This window comes from Blautia sp. DFI.6.71, assembly GCF_020593585.1.
GTDB classification, from domain to species: domain Bacteria; phylum Bacillota; class Clostridia; order Lachnospirales; family Lachnospiraceae; genus Blautia_A; species Blautia_A wexlerae.
This window is the reverse complement of sequence record NZ_JAJDMJ010000035.1, coordinates 1-18,795: the sequence shown is the minus strand read 5'-3', so window position 1 is coordinate 18,795 and position 18,795 is coordinate 1. Positions and strand designations below refer to the sequence as shown.

General features: G+C 42.7%; 18 protein-coding genes. 5 read left to right on the top strand and 13 right to left on the bottom strand.

The genetic code is table 11. From position 1 onward, the window contains the following. Window positions 1-84 precede the first annotated feature (84 nt). The 4 genes from mgrA to LJE12_RS13725 all read right to left on the bottom strand — a co-directional run bounded on the left by mgrA (window position 85) and on the right by LJE12_RS13725 (window position 6,168). Window positions 85-1,080 (bottom strand): L-glyceraldehyde 3-phosphate reductase, encoded by a 996-nt coding sequence (mgrA, locus tag LJE12_RS13740; RefSeq protein WP_227226851.1) that lies wholly within the window; start codon window positions 1,078-1,080, stop codon window positions 85-87. A gap of 242 nt (window positions 1,081-1,322) precedes the next feature. Then, window positions 1,323-4,505, bottom strand: coding sequence for a glycoside hydrolase family 2 TIM barrel-domain containing protein (locus LJE12_RS13735; RefSeq protein WP_227226850.1), 3,183 nt, complete (start codon window positions 4,503-4,505; stop codon window positions 1,323-1,325). Between the two features lie 397 nt (window positions 4,506-4,902). Further along, complete coding sequence (locus tag LJE12_RS13730; RefSeq protein WP_008706557.1) at window positions 4,903-5,208, bottom strand: YerC/YecD family TrpR-related protein; 306 nt, start codon at window positions 5,206-5,208, stop codon at window positions 4,903-4,905. 237 nt (window positions 5,209-5,445) lie between these two features. Beyond that, window positions 5,446-6,168, bottom strand: coding sequence for a phosphatase (locus tag LJE12_RS13725; protein WP_118571219.1), 723 nt, complete (start codon window positions 6,166-6,168; stop codon window positions 5,446-5,448). A gap of 243 nt (window positions 6,169-6,411) precedes the next feature. Here LJE12_RS13725 and LJE12_RS13720 point away from each other — a divergent pair, with 243 nt between their 5' ends. The 5 genes from LJE12_RS13720 to LJE12_RS13700 all read left to right on the top strand — a co-directional run bounded on the left by LJE12_RS13720 (window position 6,412) and on the right by LJE12_RS13700 (window position 10,989). Then, on the top strand, window positions 6,412-7,164 hold the full coding sequence (locus LJE12_RS13720; protein WP_227226849.1) for a polysaccharide deacetylase family protein: 753 nt from the start codon (window positions 6,412-6,414) through the stop codon (window positions 7,162-7,164). Between the two features lie 124 nt (window positions 7,165-7,288). Further along, complete coding sequence (locus LJE12_RS13715; protein ID WP_182437506.1) at window positions 7,289-7,996, top strand: YesL family protein; 708 nt, start codon at window positions 7,289-7,291, stop codon at window positions 7,994-7,996. Next, window positions 7,993-8,919: a TIGR01212 family radical SAM protein gene (locus tag LJE12_RS13710; RefSeq protein WP_055058620.1), complete on the top strand. Its 927-nt coding sequence runs from the start codon at window positions 7,993-7,995 to the stop codon at window positions 8,917-8,919. Before LJE12_RS13715 ends, LJE12_RS13710 begins: the two co-directional genes overlap by 4 nt. A 36-nt stretch (window positions 8,920-8,955) precedes the next feature. After that, window positions 8,956-9,468 (top strand): DUF4364 family protein, encoded by a 513-nt coding sequence (locus tag LJE12_RS13705; RefSeq protein ID WP_008706534.1) that lies wholly within the window; start codon window positions 8,956-8,958, stop codon window positions 9,466-9,468. A gap of 201 nt (window positions 9,469-9,669) precedes the next feature. Next, window positions 9,670-10,989, top strand: coding sequence for a replication-associated recombination protein A (locus LJE12_RS13700; protein ID WP_062808049.1), 1,320 nt, complete (start codon window positions 9,670-9,672; stop codon window positions 10,987-10,989). 377 nt (window positions 10,990-11,366) lie between these two features. Here LJE12_RS13700 and LJE12_RS13695 read toward each other — a convergent pair whose 3' ends face one another. The 9 genes from LJE12_RS13695 to infC all read right to left on the bottom strand — a co-directional run bounded on the left by LJE12_RS13695 (window position 11,367) and on the right by infC (window position 18,408). Further along, entirely contained in the window at window positions 11,367-11,990 is a 624-nt protein-coding gene (locus LJE12_RS13695) for a cytidylate kinase-like family protein (protein ID WP_118408383.1), read from the bottom strand. Between the two features lie 14 nt (window positions 11,991-12,004). Beyond that, on the bottom strand, window positions 12,005-12,715 hold the full coding sequence (locus tag LJE12_RS13690; RefSeq protein ID WP_020993607.1) for an ABC transporter ATP-binding protein: 711 nt from the start codon (window positions 12,713-12,715) through the stop codon (window positions 12,005-12,007). Between the two features lie 12 nt (window positions 12,716-12,727). Next, window positions 12,728-13,486: an ABC transporter ATP-binding protein gene (locus tag LJE12_RS13685; protein WP_022380173.1), complete on the bottom strand. Its 759-nt coding sequence runs from the start codon at window positions 13,484-13,486 to the stop codon at window positions 12,728-12,730. 3 nt (window positions 13,487-13,489) lie between these two features. After that, a complete protein-coding gene (locus tag LJE12_RS13680; protein ID WP_020993609.1) occupies window positions 13,490-14,545 on the bottom strand; it encodes a branched-chain amino acid ABC transporter permease in 1,056 nt (351 codons plus the stop codon). Window positions 14,546-14,555: 10 nt separating this feature from the next. Beyond that, entirely contained in the window at window positions 14,556-15,443 is an 888-nt protein-coding gene (locus LJE12_RS13675) for a branched-chain amino acid ABC transporter permease (RefSeq protein ID WP_008706530.1), read from the bottom strand. A gap of 248 nt (window positions 15,444-15,691) precedes the next feature. After that, a complete protein-coding gene (locus tag LJE12_RS13670) occupies window positions 15,692-16,846 on the bottom strand; it encodes an ABC transporter substrate-binding protein (RefSeq protein WP_020993610.1) in 1,155 nt (384 codons plus the stop codon). A 430-nt stretch (window positions 16,847-17,276) separates the two neighbouring features. Then, entirely contained in the window at window positions 17,277-17,633 is a 357-nt protein-coding gene (gene rplT, locus LJE12_RS13665) for a 50S ribosomal protein L20 (RefSeq protein ID WP_022380175.1), read from the bottom strand. A 47-nt stretch (window positions 17,634-17,680) separates the two neighbouring features. After that, window positions 17,681-17,878 carry a 50S ribosomal protein L35 gene (rpmI, locus tag LJE12_RS13660; RefSeq protein WP_008706525.1) on the bottom strand — a complete coding sequence of 66 codons (198 nt, stop codon included), beginning with the start codon at window positions 17,876-17,878 and terminating at the stop codon, window positions 17,681-17,683. A gap of 35 nt (window positions 17,879-17,913) precedes the next feature. Beyond that, window positions 17,914-18,408 carry a translation initiation factor IF-3 gene (gene infC, locus LJE12_RS13655; RefSeq protein ID WP_008706524.1) on the bottom strand — a complete coding sequence of 165 codons (495 nt, stop codon included), beginning with the start codon at window positions 18,406-18,408 and terminating at the stop codon, window positions 17,914-17,916. Window positions 18,409-18,795 lie beyond the last annotated feature (387 nt).

Here is an 18,795-nt window from a genome sequence, read left to right as displayed (position 1 = left end):
CTGATAATTCCAGAAAATAATGCAATTCAGATTACATTACTCTTTCATATCATTTAAGAAAACAGTCTGTCAAGTGGATGTTTATTATAATGCCAGTGAACACTCATCAATCTTCTTTAATTCCTCTTCACTAAACGGTGCACTGTCAAGCACTTTCAGGTTCTCAAGAATCTGCTGCGGACGGGATGCCCCGATGAGAACGCTGGTTACGATTCCGTCGCGGAGAATCCATTTCAGTGCCATCTGAGCAAGACTTTCCCCTCTCTCTGCTGCAATTGCATTCAGACTGCGGATACTGTTAAGACGTTCCTCACTGAACTGATCTGCATGGAGAAAACGTCCGTCTGTGTTGACACGGCTGTCCTTCGGAATTCCGTTCAAATAACGGTCAGTAAGCATTCCCTGTGCCAGAGGACTAAAAGAAATAATCCCCTTTCTCTTCTCTGCAGCAGCCTGCTTCAGACCATTTTTCTCAATCGTTCTGTTAAAAATATTATATGAATTCTGATTAATGATAAACGGACAGTGCAGTTCCTCCAGAATATCTGCGGCGCGTTTCATTGTCTCACCATCATAGTTGGAAATTCCAACATACAATGCCTTTCCGCTTCTGACAATCTGTGCCAGAGCCTCCATGGTCTCCTCGAGAGGAGTCTCCGGATCCATTCTGTGATGATAGAAGATATCTACATAATCCAGGCCAAGACGTTTCAGGCTCTGGTCAAGACTGGCGATCAGATACTTACGGCTTCCCCAGTTTCCATAAGGTCCCGGCCACATATCATAGCCCGCCTTTGTGCTGACGATCAGCTCATCTCTGTATGCAGAAAATTCCTCTCTCAGGATTTTTCCAAAATTTTCCTCCGCACTTCCAGGCTGTGGGCCATAGTTGTTTGCAAGGTCAAAATGTGTAATTCCATTATCAAATGCTGTGAAGCACATCTGCTTCATATTCTCATAAACACCGGTGTCTCCGAAATTATGCCATAACCCCAGAGATAACTCCGGCAGCATCAGCCCACTGGCACCACAGCGGTGGTATTTCATAGTTTCATAACGTTTTTCATCTGCCTGATACATAAGATAATTCCTCCCTCTTCGTACAGTATGTCGAATCCGAATATTATTGTTATCATTCTCTATCGAAATAACTGTGCCACTCGCTCGTCTACGCAATTAATATAGTTATTTACGCAACAATGTACTTGATTTACTCTTTCTCTGTAATCATACATCCTGTTCCAATTATTTTCAATAAATGTTATTAGCATTATTTAAAAAAGCCACCTTCTGACTGAAAATGGCTTTTTTAATAAACTATATTAAATTCCTTTAAAGCTAAAAGAGAATTCCATCTTTCCGTCTGCATTCAGCAGATATTCCTGATGGGTATATGCTCCCCAGCTGTCATCGCCGCCGATTCCCATCTGTCCTTTGGCTACGCGTACTACTGTGTAATGAATCTGTGGGAGTTCATATGGATGCATGGCATTTTCCATCTCATGTGGAGTGTATGGGAGTGCAGAGAACATCATTGGTTCTTCAGCCATCTCAAAGTACATTCCTCTGCCCTTGCGGTCTGTGACCTTCGCCCAGCGTACTTCCTCTTTTGCTCCACATTCCTGCGGTACCATGTATCTTGCTATGTTGTCCACAATTTTATTCTGGTAAATGCCCAGTTTTGCACCTTTTTTGCGATCTGCATAGGTCTCAGCTTCGCCCAGTCCATACCACTGAACATTGTCGTAATCTGCATTGAATTTGAAAATCACCCCAAATTCCGGCATATCACCAAGTTCTTTTACAGGATCATAAGTTAAAGTTGTCTTCACTTTTCCATCTCCGAATACTTCGTAGGTGAGCTGACACTCACTGGCTGGTGTGGTTGGCATCAGATAGGTAAAAGTTACTTTTACAGAGTGGTCTGTTTCTTCTGTCTGTGGTGAATTGGATGGACCGTATGCACCTTTTCTGTATTCTTTATGACTTAAATACATACTGGCGACTTTCCACTGTGCGTAGCGCATCTGCATAAGATTTCCACAGTCATTGTCTGTTGGTGCGCGCCAGAAGTTTGGTTTCGGGATTGCCTCGATCATCTCTTTGCCCGCATATCTGTAAGAAACCAGACCACCATTGAGGACGGAGAACATTACTTCAAAGTGCTCGCCGCGGACACCAATGTTGTGTGTGCTTCGGATGATCTGTGGCTTCTTTACAAACGCATCTGATACACATACATCTTTTTCCGCTGTAATCGCTGTTTCTGCTGAATCTGATTTTCCATCCGGAACATCCTCTTTCACCTGATATACATACTGTCCAAACGCGATCTCATGGCCTGCAGATGCCCACACTTTTTCCTCTTTCAGATGGAAGGAAACAGTGACTGTATATTCTCCGACTGCTTCAGCCTTTCCAAAAGGCAGTTTATATTCTTTCGTACTCAATGGCTCAACTGCTGTTTCCAGTGCTTCTGTACAAATCACTTTTCCATTCTTTGCAAGTATTACCTTACAGTCAAAAGTATTTGTGTTTACAAACAGATTCTTGTTAATCACTTTTACTGTATCCGCAGTTACTTCTGCAGTAATATTCTGATAATTAAATTTCACTTCCTGCATCTTCGGAGATGGCTCTCTGTCACCGCCATATGCGATTCCGTTACCGCTGAAATTATAGTCTGTAGGGCGTTCTCCGAAATCGCCACCATATGCCTGGAACTCTTTGCCATAGCGGTCTTTCTTATAAATAGACTGGTCAATGTAATCCCAGATAAATCCGCCCTGATATTTGGGCTCTGTATCTGTCAGGTCAGTATATTTGTGCATGGCACCGCAGGAATTTCCCATGGCATGTGTGTACTCACAGCAGATAAACGGTTTACTGTCATCCTTTGCCAGAAACTCTTTGATTGCTTCTACAGACGGATACATCTGGCTTTCCATATCACTGGTATCATTATAACTGCGGTCATGGAAAAGTCCCTCATAATGTACCAGACGGGTAGAATCATTCTTACGGAAAAGCTGAGACATTTCATAGATATCTTTTCCGCCAAAAGATTCATTTCCACAGGACCAGATCAGGATTGCCGGATGATTCTTGTCTCTCTGATACATGGAGTTGGCACGGTCAAGCATCATATCCAGCCATTCCGGTTTGTTGTGAGGAACAACATGCGTATAATCCTTTGTAAATTCCGCCACATCCCAGGAACCATGGGATTCCAGGTTTGTCTCATCGATCATATAAATACCATATTCATCACAAAGCTGATAGATCAGTGATGTATCCGGATAATGACAGGTACGAATGGCATTGATATTATTCTGCTTCATAATGCGAAGATCCTTGCGGAGTTCTTCCTCTGATACATGTCTGCCGCTGACAGAACTGAACTCATGACGGTTTACACCCTTAAACACAATACGCTTTCCGTTCAGAGTCATAATGCCGTTCTTCATCACGAAACGGCGGAATCCAACCTTCTGAGGAATCACTTCCTGAATATTTCCTGCTTCGTCATAAAATTCAATTGTAAGATCATAAAGCTGCGGATCTTCTGCGCTCCATAATTTGGGATTATTGATTTTCCATGCAAAGCTGTTCTGTACAGTCTTGCTGCTATTTGTTTTCTGAATATAAAATGCCTCTGCATCGGCTTCTTCATTTCCAGCTTCTGTAAGAGATTTTTTCTCTTCCAGCACACATTCTCCATCTTGCTCAAGTCTGAAAGCAATGCTTCCTTTTCCCCATGTCTTTACCTTAATTTCAAGATCTGCTACATCCAGATTCTCTTCCGGGATTGCACGGATCTGGAGATCATATGCATGGGTATCCGGAACTGTATAAAGATACACATCTCTGTAAATTCCGGAGAAACGGAAGAAGTCCTGATCTTCGCACCAGCTGCTAGAGGTCCATTTGAATACCTGTGCTGCCAGCTTATTCTGTCCATCTTTAAGATAATCTGTCAGTTCAAATTCAGATGGGGTGAAAGAATCCTCACTGTAGCCAACAAAGGCTCCATTCAGCCACAATGCAAGCCCGCTCTCTGCTCCCTGGAAAGAAATAAACAACCTCTTTCCCTTCATATGTTCCGGCACTGTAAAATATTTCACATAGCTTGCAACCGGATTAAATCTCTCAGGAATCTGACCCGGATAAATTTCCTCATGTCCTTCCCATGGATACTGGACATTGGCATACTGCGGTGCATCATACCCTTCCATCTGGATATGTGCAGGTACATGAATGTCATCCCAGTCATAACAGCAATACTCTTCCTTCTCAAATCCCTGAACTGTACTTTTGTAATTACGCGCATAATGAAACTTCCATAAACCGTTCAGACTGTAACGGAAAGAAGTTTCTGTCCCATCCTGCACAGCAGCCTGCATTTCATTCCCATTTCTATAATACACATGATCTGAATGAGCTTCCATTCGGTTATCGCAGAAATACTGTGGATCTTTTACCAGTGAATAATCAAATGCCTTCATACTCTTATGTTCTCCTCATGATTTGTTTTTTTATAACTGTTCTCTCTGCCTGCAATATTACATTTCGCCATGCATTTGTAAAATACTTCCAGCAAAATACTTTATATATGACTTTTTTCATAAAAATATCTTATACGATATTGCCAACAGCCAGTTATCTTTTATAAACAAAATTATAACATTATACCAATCCGCATAGTTTGCATATTTGACTATATAATATTCATTTTCGACTTTTATAGATTGATCCTTCGCAGCATTTTCTCAGCCTGCACAACACTCTCCCGGAAGAGGAATAATCGGACTTCTCTTTTATCCGAAAACTCCCTATACAAAAAAGGCAGGTGATCTTCACCTGCCCCACAATAGCACTGCATTTATTCAGCCTTCCGCTATCTTATTCCCCTTTAGTTTCCTTCTCTGCCATTCTTGAAAACACCATCTCATATCCGTCATTTCCATAATTCAATGAACGATTCACACGACTGATCGTTGCTGTGGAAGCTCCGGTTTTCTCCGAAATATCAAGATAGGTTCTCTTGTCCATCAGCATCTTGGCAACCTCAAAACGCTGTGATAAGGAAAGAAGTTCATTGATCGTGCATACATCCTCAAAAAAAGTATAGCACTCTTCTTTATCCTTCAGGCATAAAATCGCTTCAAAAAGCTGATCTACAGCCTCTGTTCTGATTTTTTTACTCATTTTCATGCTCCTTTTAGAACTCTGTACTTCACTGGACGGACATTTGTCTTTAAAATGTCCGTGTTATATTTCTAACAGTGATATTTTACCACGTTAAATTATAGGAAGCAAGCCTTTAACCTAAAAGAAATTACAGATTTTTTTATTTTCTCACAAAAACCTCTTTTGAAGAGTAAGGCAGATAAAATCATCCTCTTTGTGACGCAGCTCTACACCAAATAACTGCTTCTCAGTTTATCAGAATTTACGATTCACATACTCCCTGATTGCATCCGCAGACCGGTTAAGAACCAGCTCCTCCGGAAAATCCAGTTTCTCCAGCAGATCTCTCGCCAGATCAAACTCCCCGATCAGAAGATCAAAATGGGCATCACTGTCCATCACCACCGGAACCTGATATTTCTTACACAGATTCAGCATCACAGTATCATTTTCCACAGCATTCTCACGAGTACATTCCGGATCCATAGAATGATTATTCAGTTCCAGAACCTTCCCATATTCCTTCGCACCCTGAACCAGTGCCTCATAATCGATCTCATATCTCCCGTCATCCGGATGCCCGATAATATTTACATACGGATTCTTCATTACATTCAGATAGCTTTCTGTATTCTCCTGTCTGGACGCAGGCTTCATACAGGGAGTATGCAGACTGGCAATCACCACATCCATATTGGAAAGCGTTTTCTCATTCAGATCCACAGTCCCCTGCGCATCCAGAATATTCACCTCGGATCCCAGCAGCAGCTGAATCCCATACATCTCTCTTGGAACAACCTTAAGATTGTTAAAATAAAACTTATGACAAGTCCCCGGCATACTCGGCGCATGTTCCGTAATCCCCAGAACCTCCAGTCCCTTCTCAGAAGCTGCCTTCGCCATCTCCCTCAGAGAACAATAAGCATGCCCACTGGCCACAGTATGCGTATGCAGATCCAGCACAGAATTATATCTCATAACAAACCTCTCCTCACTTCGACAAATATTTATCCCTAATTATACGACCATTTCCTAACATCCCGCAAGTATTTTACACTTCAAAATACTGAGACATCATCACTCCCCTGACAGACTCCCTACATCTTTTCCTTCTTTATTTCATATACTATTACATCAGCTTATAACTATCCCACAATCTCCCCAAAACATATTAACATCCATATCTGCATATTTTTGATAATTTATAAGGAGTATCTTTGCATGAAGCGGACTTTAATATTTTTTGAAATATTATGCATGATTTTTTTCCTACTCTTTTCTTCTGCTGACAAACGCACACAGTTCCTTATTTCACTGGCAGGTCCCGGTATGCTTTCCCTTGTAAAACAGGCATCTGCAAAAGCTACAGCTTTTGAGGATTTTTCAACTGACACCATTGCCGGGATTCCCGTTGAAGAACCTCCCAGAATCGCATTGACCTTTGATGACGGTCCCAATGCCCGGTATACCCCCATACTTCTGGATGGATTAAAAAAAAGAAACATCCGGGCATCTTTCTTTCTGATAGGCGAGAACATTGAAGGAAACGAAGACATACTCCTGAAAATGCGAAAAGACGGACATCTTATCGGAAATCACACCTGGGATCATGTACAGCTTGACAAGATCCCGGCGGAGAAGGCCCGACTGGAAATTGAAAAAACAAATAACAGAATCTATGAAGCTTCCGGAATTTACCCTTCTTATGTGCGACCGCCTTTCGGCGCATGGATCAAGGATATGGAACTTTCTGTCACCATGCTTCCCGTATTCTGGGATGTAGACACCCTGGACTGGAAAAGCAAAAACATCGATTCTATCCTGTCTATCGCCCAGAAACAGGTGCATGACGGTTCTATCATCCTGATGCATGACGGCTATCAGACATCTGTGGATGCAGCCCTGAAAATCGCTGATCTTTTTACTGAAAAAGGCTATGTTTTTGTCACTGCAGACCAGCTCCTGCTCACATAAAAGATTTGCTTTTTCCTGCCTGATTCGTTATACTGTTATACAAAGCTTGTACAGATTTCTCTGTAGCAGGATTATCCGCAGAGTATGCTGTACATCATTATATACAAAAGGAGTAATTAAACGAATGGACAGACTATTTAACATGGACAACAAATTCTTCACCGTCATGGGACGCGTGGCTGATCTTATTATGCTTAATGTGGTCTTTCTGATCTGTTGTCTGCCGATCGTGACTATTGGTGCGTCACTGACTGCACTCCACTATGTCACACTGAAAATGGCACGTAACGAAGAATCTTATATTATCAGAAGCTTCTTCAAATCCTTTAAGCAGAACTTCAAACAGGCAACTGTCATCAATCTTATCATGCTTGCAGTTGCAGCTATCCTTTACATGGATCTGCGTATTGTAGGTAATATCGGCGGAACAATGTCTCAGGTATTGTATATCGTTTTCTTTGCATTTGCTATCCTTTATATGATGGTATTTCTGTATATTTATCCGGTGCTTGCCAAATTCTACAACTCCATCAAAAACACCTTCCGCAATGCATTCCTGATGGCTATCCGTCATCTTCCATATACAGTCCTGATGGCAGTCATCACTCTGTTACCTGCAGGCGTGTTTTTTATCAAAAGTTTCCGCATACAGTCCATGGCCATCATGCTCCTGTGCATGTTTGGATTTGCACTGGAGGCATTTATCAACGCACATTTTCTGGTAAAGATTTTTGATAATTATATTCCGGCTGATGCAGATACCCAGAATACAGACCTTCAGAACGGAAACTCTGCTGAAACTTCATCAGCAGAAAATGATCACACAGTATGACCAAATGGGGAGAGAAACCCTACCACTCTCTGGACTATATGCTGAGAGAGCGGTTTGGAGAAAAGGTTTATAAGGTCACGCTAAATGGCGGCATGTCCTGTCCCAACAGGGACGGTAAGATTGGAACCCGCGGCTGCATCTTCTGCAGCGCAGGAGGAAGCGGAGATTTCGCTGCAGATGCCGCACTTTCCATCACTGACCAGATAGAAAGCCAGATCAGTATCCTTTCACAGAAACGTCCGATTCATAAATATATTGCCTATTTCCAGGCGTACACAAATACCTACGCACCTGTGGAATATCTGGAGAAAATTTTTACAGAAGCAATCTCTCATCCAAAGATAGTTGCTCTTTCCATCGGCACCAGACCAGACTGCCTCAGTCCTGAAATCGTGACACTTTTGTCCCGGTTAAATAAACAGAAACCTGTCTGGATTGAACTTGGACTTCAGACGATCCATGAGTCCACTGCCAGGTATATCCGAAGGGGATATCCTCTCTGCGTTTTTGATGATGCCGTAAAACGCCTGCGAAAAGAAAATATCGAAGTAATCGTGCATACAATCCTCGGATTGCCCGGTGAAAACACAGCAGATATTCTGGAAACTATGGAATACCTCAACCATATGGATATTCAGGGAATCAAACTGCAGTTACTTCATGTGCTTCGCGGCACTGATCTGGCAGCAGATTACGAGAAAGGACTGTTTCAGACTTACGAACGGGATGAATACATCTCTCTCCTTATAAACTGTCTGGAACATCTCAGACCGGATATGGTTATACACCGCATCACAGGCGACGGCCCCAAAGATCTGCTGATCGCACCACTGTGGGCAAGCCGTAAACGTGAAGTATTAAATATGCTGCATCACAGGATGAAAGAAGAACAAAGCTACCAGGGAAGACTGTTTTCACACTAAAAGATTCTCTGCTACTCTATGCAAAGGAGGGATAAAATGGCAACACCATTCACAGTTTACAAATTAATCGTGTTATACATGCTTCAGAATACCGAAAATACCCTGACAAATTCGCAGATTTCAGAATTTATCCTGGACCGGGAATATACAAACTATTTCCATCTCCAGCAGGCAATCTCAGAACTGGTAGAGGCAGAACTGATCACCATGGACACCCGTTCCAATGTCTCCCATTACCGGATTACCGAAGATGGCATAAAGACTCTCTCCTTTTTCCAGAAAGATCTCTCTCCTGAGATCAAACAGGAAGTCAGAGAATACCTGAAATCTACCGGCTTCAAAGCCCAGGAGCGAATCGTCACTCCTGCCGATTATTACATCACCAAACAGGGAACCTATTCTGTAAGATGCCAGCTCATCGAAAAGGGCAACTCCCTCATCGACCTGAACATCGCAGCTCCTAACCTTGAGGCAGCACAGTCGATCTGTAAAAAATGGTCCACACATTACCAGGAAATATACGGTAAAATAATGGAAGAGCTCTTATAATGCTCTTCCTTTTTATTTCCTAATCTTTACAAAAAAACAGGGATACGTTATACTAAAACAAATATACGTTCTATAGCACTCCTCGTAAATAATGTATATTGATTAAGAGACTTGCTATAATTTGTCAGAAATGCTTTATGTTACTATAAACACGAAATGAAATGTGACTGTTTTATCATCATATTCTATGGAGAAAAAACTATGGATTTATTTGAATACGCCAAATCAAAAACCCTGGACCAGGAATCCCCTCTGGCATCCAGACTACGCCCCACAACTCTGGATGAAGTTGTAGGACAGCAACACATCATCGGAAAAAATACCTTATTATACAGAGCTATCAAAGCTGACAAACTGACCTCCGTCATCTTCTACGGCCCTCCCGGAACCGGCAAGACCACCCTGGCAAAAGTAATCGCCAACACTACCAGTGCAGAATTCACCCAGATCAACGCCACTGTAGCAGGCAAAAAAGATATGGAAGCAGTTGTAAAAGAAGCCCAGCAAAACCTGGGTATGTACGGCAAAAAAACAATCCTCTTCATAGACGAGATCCACCGCTTCAACAAAGGCCAGCAGGACTATCTCCTCCCATTCGTAGAAGACGGAACCATCATCCTCATCGGTGCCACAACAGAGAATCCATACTTCGAAGTCAACGCTGCTTTAATCTCCCGTTCCATCATCTTCGAACTGAAATCCCTGGAGATCTCCGAAGTCAAAGAACTCATCCTTCGCGCAGTCAACGACAAAACAAAAGGAATGGGAAACTATAAAGCCCGGATAGATGAAGACGCCCTCGACTTCCTTGCAGACATGGCAGGCGGCGACGCCAGAAATGCCCTCAATGCCATCGAACTGGGCATCCTCACTACCCCCCGTAGCGAAGACGGTCTCATCCACATCACCTTGGATGTGGCATCTCAGTGCATCCAGAAACGCGTCGTCCGCTACGACAAAAACGGAGACAACCACTACGACATCATCTCCGCCTTCATCAAAAGCATGCGTGGCTCAGACCCTGACGCAGCAGTCTACTACCTTGCAAAAATGCTCTACGCCGGAGAAGACGTCAAATTCATAGCCCGAAGAATCATGATCCTCGCCTCCGAAGACATCGGAAACGCCGATCCACAGGCCCTCTGCGTAGCAGTCGCCGCAGCCCAGGCAGTAGAACGCGTAGGAATGCCCGAGTCCCAGATCATCCTCTCTCAGGCAGTCACCTACATGGCCTGCGCCCCCAAAAGCAACTCCGCAGTCAACGCCATCTTCGCTGCCATGGACTCCGTCAAACGCACAAAAACCACAGTCCCGCCACACCTCCAGGACGCCCACTACGGCGGCCACGAAAAACTGGGCCACGGCATCGGCTACAAATACGCCCACGACTACCCAAACCACTACGTACACCAACAATACCTCCCCACCGAAATCCAGGGAGAACACTTCTACGAACTCTCCGAAATGGGCTACGAGAAAACCTTAAAAGAATACCAAACCAAAATCAAATCCCAGTCTTAATAAAAAAATCCGGCAGAAATACTTTTCTGCCTGGATTTTTTTATTCCTACACAATTTACTTCCACACCCAAAATCCCCAGACATACATTTATTTCCTATAACCAATACACAGCTCAGAAAAATAGTTTATTTTATGTGCATTTGCAGGTATCTTAGATATTCTTAGGTAAAAAAAATCTACGTTATGAGCCGGCTGTCTCACTGTCTGAGCGAAGTTTGCAACGAAGCGAGTTTGAGAAGCCGGCTCATGCCCTTAGCAGATTTTTTTCACCTTAGAATATCTTAGATGCCGAAACCGCACATAAAATAAACTATTTTTCTGCGCGTCCCCCATACAAAAAAAAGCAGCCCCCAAAAAAGAGAGACTGCCCTTTTCATCATTTAATTCCCATAACGTTCATCTGCGCCAAAATCGCATCCACACATTTCTCAAATCCAAGCTTTCCTGCATTCAGACACAGATCATAATTCGTCGCATCACTCCAGTCCCCACCGGCAAATTTACGATAATAATCCTGCTTTCTCTTATCATCCCTACGAAGAAACTTCTCAATCTCCTCATCACTGCCGCTGATCTTCTCTCTGGACTTCTCCACACGAAACTCCCAGGGTGCATGAATAAACACTCTCAAAGTATTCGGTCTGTCCTTAAACACATAATTCACACAACGCCCAACGATCACACAGGATTCCTTCTCTGCCAGATCCGTTGCAATCTTCGCCTGATAATTAAAAATATTCTCATCAGAAACAAACCCCTTCTGATCCGGTGCGATCAGATCTCCTTTATATAACCCTGTCTTATTAAACAGAGATGCCTTCACACTGGAGCCTTCTTCCACCTGTCCAAAAAGCTTCACATCAATCCCGCTCTCATCAGAAGCCATCTGAATGATCTGCTTGTCATAGAAAGAAACTCCCAGTTTCTCTGCCAGCATCTTACCGACGGTACGTCCGCCACTTCCATACTGTCTCGCAATGGTAATTACAAAATTCTCCATAAAATCCCTCCTGTTTACTCTCCAAGATAAGCTTTCTGAACAGATTCATCATGAAGAAGATCACTTGCCTTACCTTCCAGTGTAATCCTTCCGGTCTCAAGGACATAAGCTCTGTCAGCAATAGAAAGAGCCTTCTTCGCATTCTGCTCAACCAGAAGAACCGTTGTTCCACTCTCACTTACCTCTTTAATGATATCAAAGATCTCATTTACAAAGATCGGTGAAAGGCCCATGGACGGCTCGTCCATCAGAATGATCTTCGGCTGGCTCATCAGCGCACGTCCCATGGCGAGCATCTGCTGCTCACCACCACTTAAGGTACCTGCAGTCTGATTCTGACGTTCCTTCAGACGCGGAAAACGTTTATATACTTTCTCAATGGTCGCATCAATCTCATTTTTATCAGATCTTGTAAAAGCACCCATCTTCAGATTCTGAAGAACAGTCATATTTGCAAACACACGTCTTCCTTCCGGAACATGTGCCATACCCATTGTTACGATCTTGTGAGGCGGAACCTTTGTGATATCCTGTCCGTCATAAATAATATGTCCTGATTTTGCCCGGAGAAGCCCTGTCACTGTATGCAGGGTAGTTGTTTTACCTGCACCGTTTGCACCGATCAGAGCAATAACTTCACCTTCATTTACAGAGAAAGAAACACCCTTCAATGCCTGAATCATCCCATAATAAACCTGTATGTCCTGTACTTCCAGTAATGCCATCTGTCTCTCCTCCTATTCTCCAAGATATGCCTTGATAACTTCCGGATCATGGAGCACATCTGAAGTCTTGCCCTGTCTCAGAACATGACCGAAGTTCAGTACAGTCAGCTCCTCACAGATACCTGAAACCAGCTTCATATCATGCTCGATCAGAAGAATGGTCATATCAAAGTTATCACGAACAAAACGGATGGTATCCATCAGTTCCTCAGTTTCATTGGGGTTCATACCTGCAGCCGGCTCATCCAGAAGAAGAAGCTTCGGCTTTGTTGCCAGTGCTCTGGCAATCTCCAGCTTTCTCTGTTTACCATAAGGAAGGTTGGATGCAAGGATATCTGCCTCTTTGTCCAGATCAAACACTTTAAGAAGCTTCATTGCTTCCTCATTCATGGTTTTCTCAACCTTAAAGTATTTCGGAGTATGTACAATACCTGTAAAAAGGCTGTATTTATCATGATTGTGAAGTCCTGCCTTTACATTGTCCAGCACACTCATCTGATGGAACAGACGGATATTCTGGAATGTTCTGGCGATTCCTGCCTTGTTGATATCAATGGTACTCTTTCCGGTGATATCCTGTCCGTCCAGATTGATGATTCCCTCGTCCGGCTTATACACACCTGTAAGAAGGTTAAAGATTGTAGTCTTACCTGCACCATTCGGACCGATCAGACCATAAAGCTGTCCTTTCTCGATGGAGACATGGAAATCATCCACTGCATGAAGACCGCCGAATGAAATATTTAAATGATTTACTTCCAGCAATGCCATAGCTTATGCCTCCTTTTTCTTAAATTTACTGAAAAGACGCTCTCTCATCTCGATTGCCTTAGGTGCCCAGTTGATCAGCATCATTACAATCAACACGATTGCATAGAACAGCATACGGTAATCACTGAGTCCACGCAGAAGCTCAGGAAGAAGGTTCAGAATCACTGCCGCAATAATAGAACCACGCATATTTCCAATTCCACCGAGAACTACGAATACCAGGAACATGATAGACATGTTATAACCGAAGTTCTTCGGAAGTGCTGTTAAAGTTGCAAGATTATGAGCATAAAGCACACCGCCGATACCGGCTAATGCTGCTGAGATTGCAAATGCTTTCAGTTTATACTTTGTGATATCAATACCAATTGATTCCGCTGCAATGCGGTTATCACGGATTGCCATGATCGCACGTCCGTCTCTGGAATTGATCAGGTTCAGAACTACGAATAAAGTAACCAGGATCAGAATCACACCTATAGTAAAGGTTGACTGTCTCGGTGTACCTGTGATACCCATGGCACCACTGATGATCATTTTTCCACCAGGCTCCATTCCAAGAGACATCTGGTCTTTCATGGAAAAATGGATTCCGTTGCTGTCAATTCCTACATAAAGCACATTGATGATATTCTTAATGATCTCACCAAATGCCAGTGTTACGATAGCAAGGTAGTCACCTTTCAGACGAAGTACAGGAATACCGATCAGGAATCCAAAGATACCTGCACATACAGCTCCGATGATCAGAGCAACGAAGAAACGAAGTCCTGCATTTGTAAATGTATCCATAGTTGCCTTTGTAAATGCTGCACTGGTGAAAGCACCGATACACATAAATCCGGCATGTCCAAGACTTAACTCACCCAGAATACCAACCGTCAGGTTCAGGGAAAGAGCCAGGATAATATATACACAAAGAGGCACCAGAAGACCCTGCATCAGGTTAGAAAGCAGATTCCCTGCGATCATTCCCTGTACGATCAGATATGCTGCAAGAACCATTCCGTATGTAATGAGATTGCTTTTTGTTGTTTTGTTTAATTTCTTCTTTTCCATGTCTGCCACCTCACACTTTCTCCTGAATGTTCTTACCAAGAATACCGGTAGGTTTCACAACCAGAACTACGATCAGAACACCGAATACAATGGCATCAGCCATCTGTGAAGAGATATAAGCTTTACCAAAAATCTCCAGGATACCCAGAACAACACCTCCGATAAAGGCTCCCGGGATAGATCCGATACCGCCAAATACAGCTGCAACGAATGCTTTGATACCAGGCATAGCACCTGTATATGGTGTCAAAGACGGGTATGCAGAGCAGAGAAGCACACCTGCGATTGCTGCAAGTCCAGAACCGATTGCAAAAGTAATGGAGATTGTTTTGTTTACGTTAATACCCATTAACTGGGCAGCGCCTTTATCCTCAGATACGGCAAGCATTGCCTGTCCTGTTTTTGTCTTGCTGATAAAGAGCATCAGACCTGCCATGATCAGGATACCACCGATAATGGTTACGATGGTTACACCAGTGATCACGATAGAACCACCTGCAAGTTTCAGGGATGGAAGACTGATCACGTTACTGAATGATTTGGTATCTGCTCCCCAGATCAGAAGGGCCACGTTCTGAAGCAGGTAGCTGACACCAATTGCTGTGATCAGAACAGCCAGAGGTGAAGCTGCATTACGCAGTGGTCGATACGCAACGCCTTCGATCACAACGCCCATGAGTGTACAGATGATAATGGACAGCAGGATGGCTAAAATCGGATTTAATCCCATGCCGCTGACTGCGACATAAACTACATAAGAGCCGACCATGATAACATCTCCATGAGCGAAGTTCAGCATTTTAGCGATTCCGTATACCATGGTATAACCAAGGGCGATGATCGCATATACACTTCCGAGGCTGATACCACTGATAAGATATGATATAAAACTACTCATAGAAGTCTTTCCTTTCTTATATTTAAATAATTTTATTGTGTGTAAAACTGGCAGATTTGCCTTTAGCGAAATCTGTCTTGTTTATTTTGCCAAAAGTAAATCTGTCATTAACGCATTAATGTAATAACGTATTAGGCAACAGGGCTGTCTGCATAATTCAGACAGCCCCGTTGGCATGCAACCATTGTCCACTCCAGGAACAATCGCATTTTATTTCTTATGAAATCTTTTCAGTTATTTCAATTTCATTATTCCATTGCTGCGTAAGCACCATCTTTGATTTCTACAGCTTTCGGAGCTTTGTTCGGCTCACCGTCTTCTGTCCATGTGATCTCGTCACCTGTAACACCTTCAAGTGTGATCTCGGTCATGCCTTTTTCAAGTGCTGCACAGATATCTGCAACATCCATGTCTGCTTTTACATCTTCTTTTTCTGCTGCTGCTTTGACTGCGTATACTGCATCATAAGCATCTGCTGCGAACTGGTTTGGTGTGTCTTTGTAAGCATCTTTGTATGCTTTTACAAAGTTCTGGGTTTTCTCATCTGTAGAATCTGCTGCAAATGGTGTAAGAAGCATCAGCCCCTCTGCAAGAGATGTATCAAAGTTTTCTACACCAAGGATACCGTCCATACCGTCGCATCCGAAGAATTTAGTTTCAAATCCCATGCTGTCTGCCTGTGCAAGGATCAGAGAAGCTTCTGTATAATAAATCGGAAGGAATACTAATTCAGCACCACCGTCTTTTGCTTTCTGAAGCTGTACGGAGAAGTCTTTATTGTTATCAGCAGTGAATGCTTCGGAAGATACGATTTCAATACCCTGATTAGCTGCTTCTGCTGTGAAGTTCTGTGTGATACCTGATGAATATACATCAGAGCTATCGTAGATAATAGCTACTTTTGTAGCAAGTTTATGCTCTCCAATGTACTGAGCTGCTGCAGTACCCTGGTTCGGGTCAGAGAAGCATACACGGAATACGTTCGGATTAGCAACACACTCTGTTGCAGATCCGGATGGAGTAAGCTGGAACATATTGTCTGCTGCTGTTTCATTTGCTACAGCTACACAAGGTGTGGAAGTAACTGTACCAACCAGGATGTTCATTCCCCAGTCTTTTAATGCGTTGTAAGCGTTCAGGGTTTTCTCAGCATCGTTTTCATCATCTTCAAATTTGAACTCTACCTGATATCCGTTGATTCCGCCGTCTTCGTTTACTTCATTGATTGCAAGCTCTGTTGCATTCTTTACAGCCTGTCCATAAATTGCTGCTGCTCCGGTTACAGGTCCGATTCCACCGATCTTAAATGTAGCATCGTCTGCAAATACAGATACAGGTGCAACTGTTGACATTACCATTGCTGCTGCCGCAGTAACACTGATGATTTTTTTCAGGTTTTTCATAATAAAATCCTCCTTATATTTTGTCAGTCCTTTCGTCCCTCTTACGGCTCATAAGATTAGCTTCCGTTACCATTCATTCCACCCGGTATATCATTTTCACCAGATTCCGCAGGTTCATTTATTATGTAGAGGAACTGAAAAGTAACAAAAAGCCAACTGGGTTCCCAGCCGGCTTTGGCTTCCACTGACACTTTAATATGTTGCTGTTTTAAATTATATCACCATATATTTGACCATGCAAGAAAAACTTTATGGAAATTTAAGATTTTTCCGTCTTTCATGGACACTTGACCGTACCGCGCACGCAATTTTATCCCATTCATCGAAAAATGCATTAAAAAAGGTACACACAGAAACCGTAACAATTTCTATGTGTACCTCAAAATTCTGATTTAATTTATCAAATCTTATGTCTCTCTAAAACCGACAATTATGCAATTGCTTTTTTAGCGATCTCAGCAAGTGCTGTAAATCCTTCTGCATCGTTTACTGCAAGTTCAGCAAGCATCTTTCTGTTGATGTCGATGTTTGCAACTTTCAGTCCGTGCATCAGTTTGCTGTAGGATAATCCGTTCATTCTTGCTGCTGCGTTGATACGAGCGATCCAGAGCTGTCTGAACTGACGTTTTTTCTGCTTTCTTCCTGCATAGGAGCTAGCAAGTGCTCTCATTACAGACTGTTTAGCAACTCTATACTGTTTGGAACGGGCTCCTCTGTAGCCTTTTGCCAGTTTTAATGTACGATTATGTTTTTTCTTTGCGTTTAATCCGCCTTTAATTCTTGCCATTTCTTAAATTTCCTCCTGTTTGTCTATCTTCAATGAATAAATGCTTCTTATAAATATGGTAATGCTTTCTTCATGCTCTTAACATTAGTAGCATCAACAACAGTAGATTTTCTCAGATTTCTTTTTCTTTTCTGAGATTTCTTTGTTAAGATATGGCTCTTATAAGCTTTATTTCTTACTAATTTTCCTGTACCTGTTTTTTTGAAACGCTTTGCTGCTGCTCTGCAAGTTTTAATTTTTGGCATTGTTAATTCCTCCTTAAACTGTATCTCTATTATATTTAACGTTTTTCCGTTAAAAACATGGTCATGCTTCTGCCTTCAACCTTCGGTGCCTTCTCCACTGTTGCCACATCTGCAAGCTGCTTTGCAAAATCATCAAGCACATGTCTGCTGCTTGCCATATGTGCCATTTCTCTTCCGCGGAAACGTAATGTTACCTTTACTCTGTCACCCTTGGAGAGGAACTTTCTGGCGGCGTTGACTTTCGTATTCAGGTCATTGGTATCAATGTTTGGAGAAAGTCGCACTTCTTTGACATCGATGGTCTTCTGCTTCTTCTTGGCTTCTTTTTCTTTTCTTGCAAGCTCATAACGGTATTTACCATAATCGATGATCTTACATACCGGCGGTTTCGCCTGCGGGGCAATTTTTACCAGGTCAAGCCCTGCCTCCTGAGCTTTGAACATTGCTTCTTTCGCGGACATGATTCCAAGCTGTTCTCCGTCCGAACCGATTAAGCGTACCTCTTTGTCTCTGATCTGTTCGTTAATCATTAAATTGCTAATTGTAGTGCACCTCCATACCTGTTAGATAGATTCTAATGACTTCTCGTCGCCCTCATTTACATAAAAAAAGCGTGGACAAAATCCACACTCCGCTATCACACTGCTGATATCTTTTCTTCTTAATCTGGGGAACAATCTCCTTATTCCTGCCAAACTTAAATATCAGCCTTCTCTGTGCAATATAAACCCAAGCCGCTAAACTAAATGCGCTGAGGTGAGAGTGGAACTCTGCTTTGTTTTCTTACGTACTTGTATAAGATACCATGTTCAGTCTGCTATGTCAAGTACTTTTTACATTTTCTTTATTTTTTTTAATCTCATGTTACTGTTCACACACCACTATTCCGCGAGGTGTTTTGGCATGAATATGCCAAA

Bases quoted from the DNA above. Each gene is read 5' to 3' on its own strand.
- mgrA (WP_227226851.1), bottom strand. From the start codon at position 1,080: ATGTATCAGGCAGATGAAAAACGTTATGAAACTATGAAATACCACCGC.
- LJE12_RS13735 (WP_227226850.1), bottom strand. From the start codon at position 4,505: ATGAAGGCATTTGATTATTCACTGGTAAAAGATCCACAGTATTTCTGC.
- LJE12_RS13730 (WP_008706557.1), bottom strand. From the start codon at position 5,208: ATGAGTAAAAAAATCAGAACAGAGGCTGTAGATCAGCTTTTTGAAGCG.
- LJE12_RS13725 (WP_118571219.1), bottom strand. From the start codon at position 6,168: ATGAGATATAATTCTGTGCTGGATCTGCATACGCATACTGTGGCCAGT.
- LJE12_RS13720 (WP_227226849.1), top strand. From the start codon at position 6,412: ATGAAGCGGACTTTAATATTTTTTGAAATATTATGCATGATTTTTTTC.
- LJE12_RS13715 (WP_182437506.1), top strand. From the start codon at position 7,289: ATGGACAGACTATTTAACATGGACAACAAATTCTTCACCGTCATGGGA.
- LJE12_RS13710 (WP_055058620.1), top strand. From the start codon at position 7,993: ATGACCAAATGGGGAGAGAAACCCTACCACTCTCTGGACTATATGCTG.
- LJE12_RS13705 (WP_008706534.1), top strand. From the start codon at position 8,956: ATGGCAACACCATTCACAGTTTACAAATTAATCGTGTTATACATGCTT.
- LJE12_RS13700 (WP_062808049.1), top strand. From the start codon at position 9,670: ATGGATTTATTTGAATACGCCAAATCAAAAACCCTGGACCAGGAATCC.
- LJE12_RS13695 (WP_118408383.1), bottom strand. From the start codon at position 11,990: ATGGAGAATTTTGTAATTACCATTGCGAGACAGTATGGAAGTGGCGGA.
- LJE12_RS13690 (WP_020993607.1), bottom strand. From the start codon at position 12,715: ATGGCATTACTGGAAGTACAGGACATACAGGTTTATTATGGGATGATT.
- LJE12_RS13685 (WP_022380173.1), bottom strand. From the start codon at position 13,486: ATGGCATTGCTGGAAGTAAATCATTTAAATATTTCATTCGGCGGTCTT.
- LJE12_RS13680 (WP_020993609.1), bottom strand. From the start codon at position 14,545: ATGGAAAAGAAGAAATTAAACAAAACAACAAAAAGCAATCTCATTACA.
- LJE12_RS13675 (WP_008706530.1), bottom strand. From the start codon at position 15,443: ATGAGTAGTTTTATATCATATCTTATCAGTGGTATCAGCCTCGGAAGT.
- LJE12_RS13670 (WP_020993610.1), bottom strand. From the start codon at position 16,846: ATGAAAAACCTGAAAAAAATCATCAGTGTTACTGCGGCAGCAGCAATG.
- rplT (WP_022380175.1), bottom strand. From the start codon at position 17,633: ATGGCAAGAATTAAAGGCGGATTAAACGCAAAGAAAAAACATAATCGT.
- rpmI (WP_008706525.1), bottom strand. From the start codon at position 17,878: ATGCCAAAAATTAAAACTTGCAGAGCAGCAGCAAAGCGTTTCAAAAAA.
- infC (WP_008706524.1), bottom strand. From the start codon at position 18,408: ATGATTAACGAACAGATCAGAGACAAAGAGGTACGCTTAATCGGTTCG.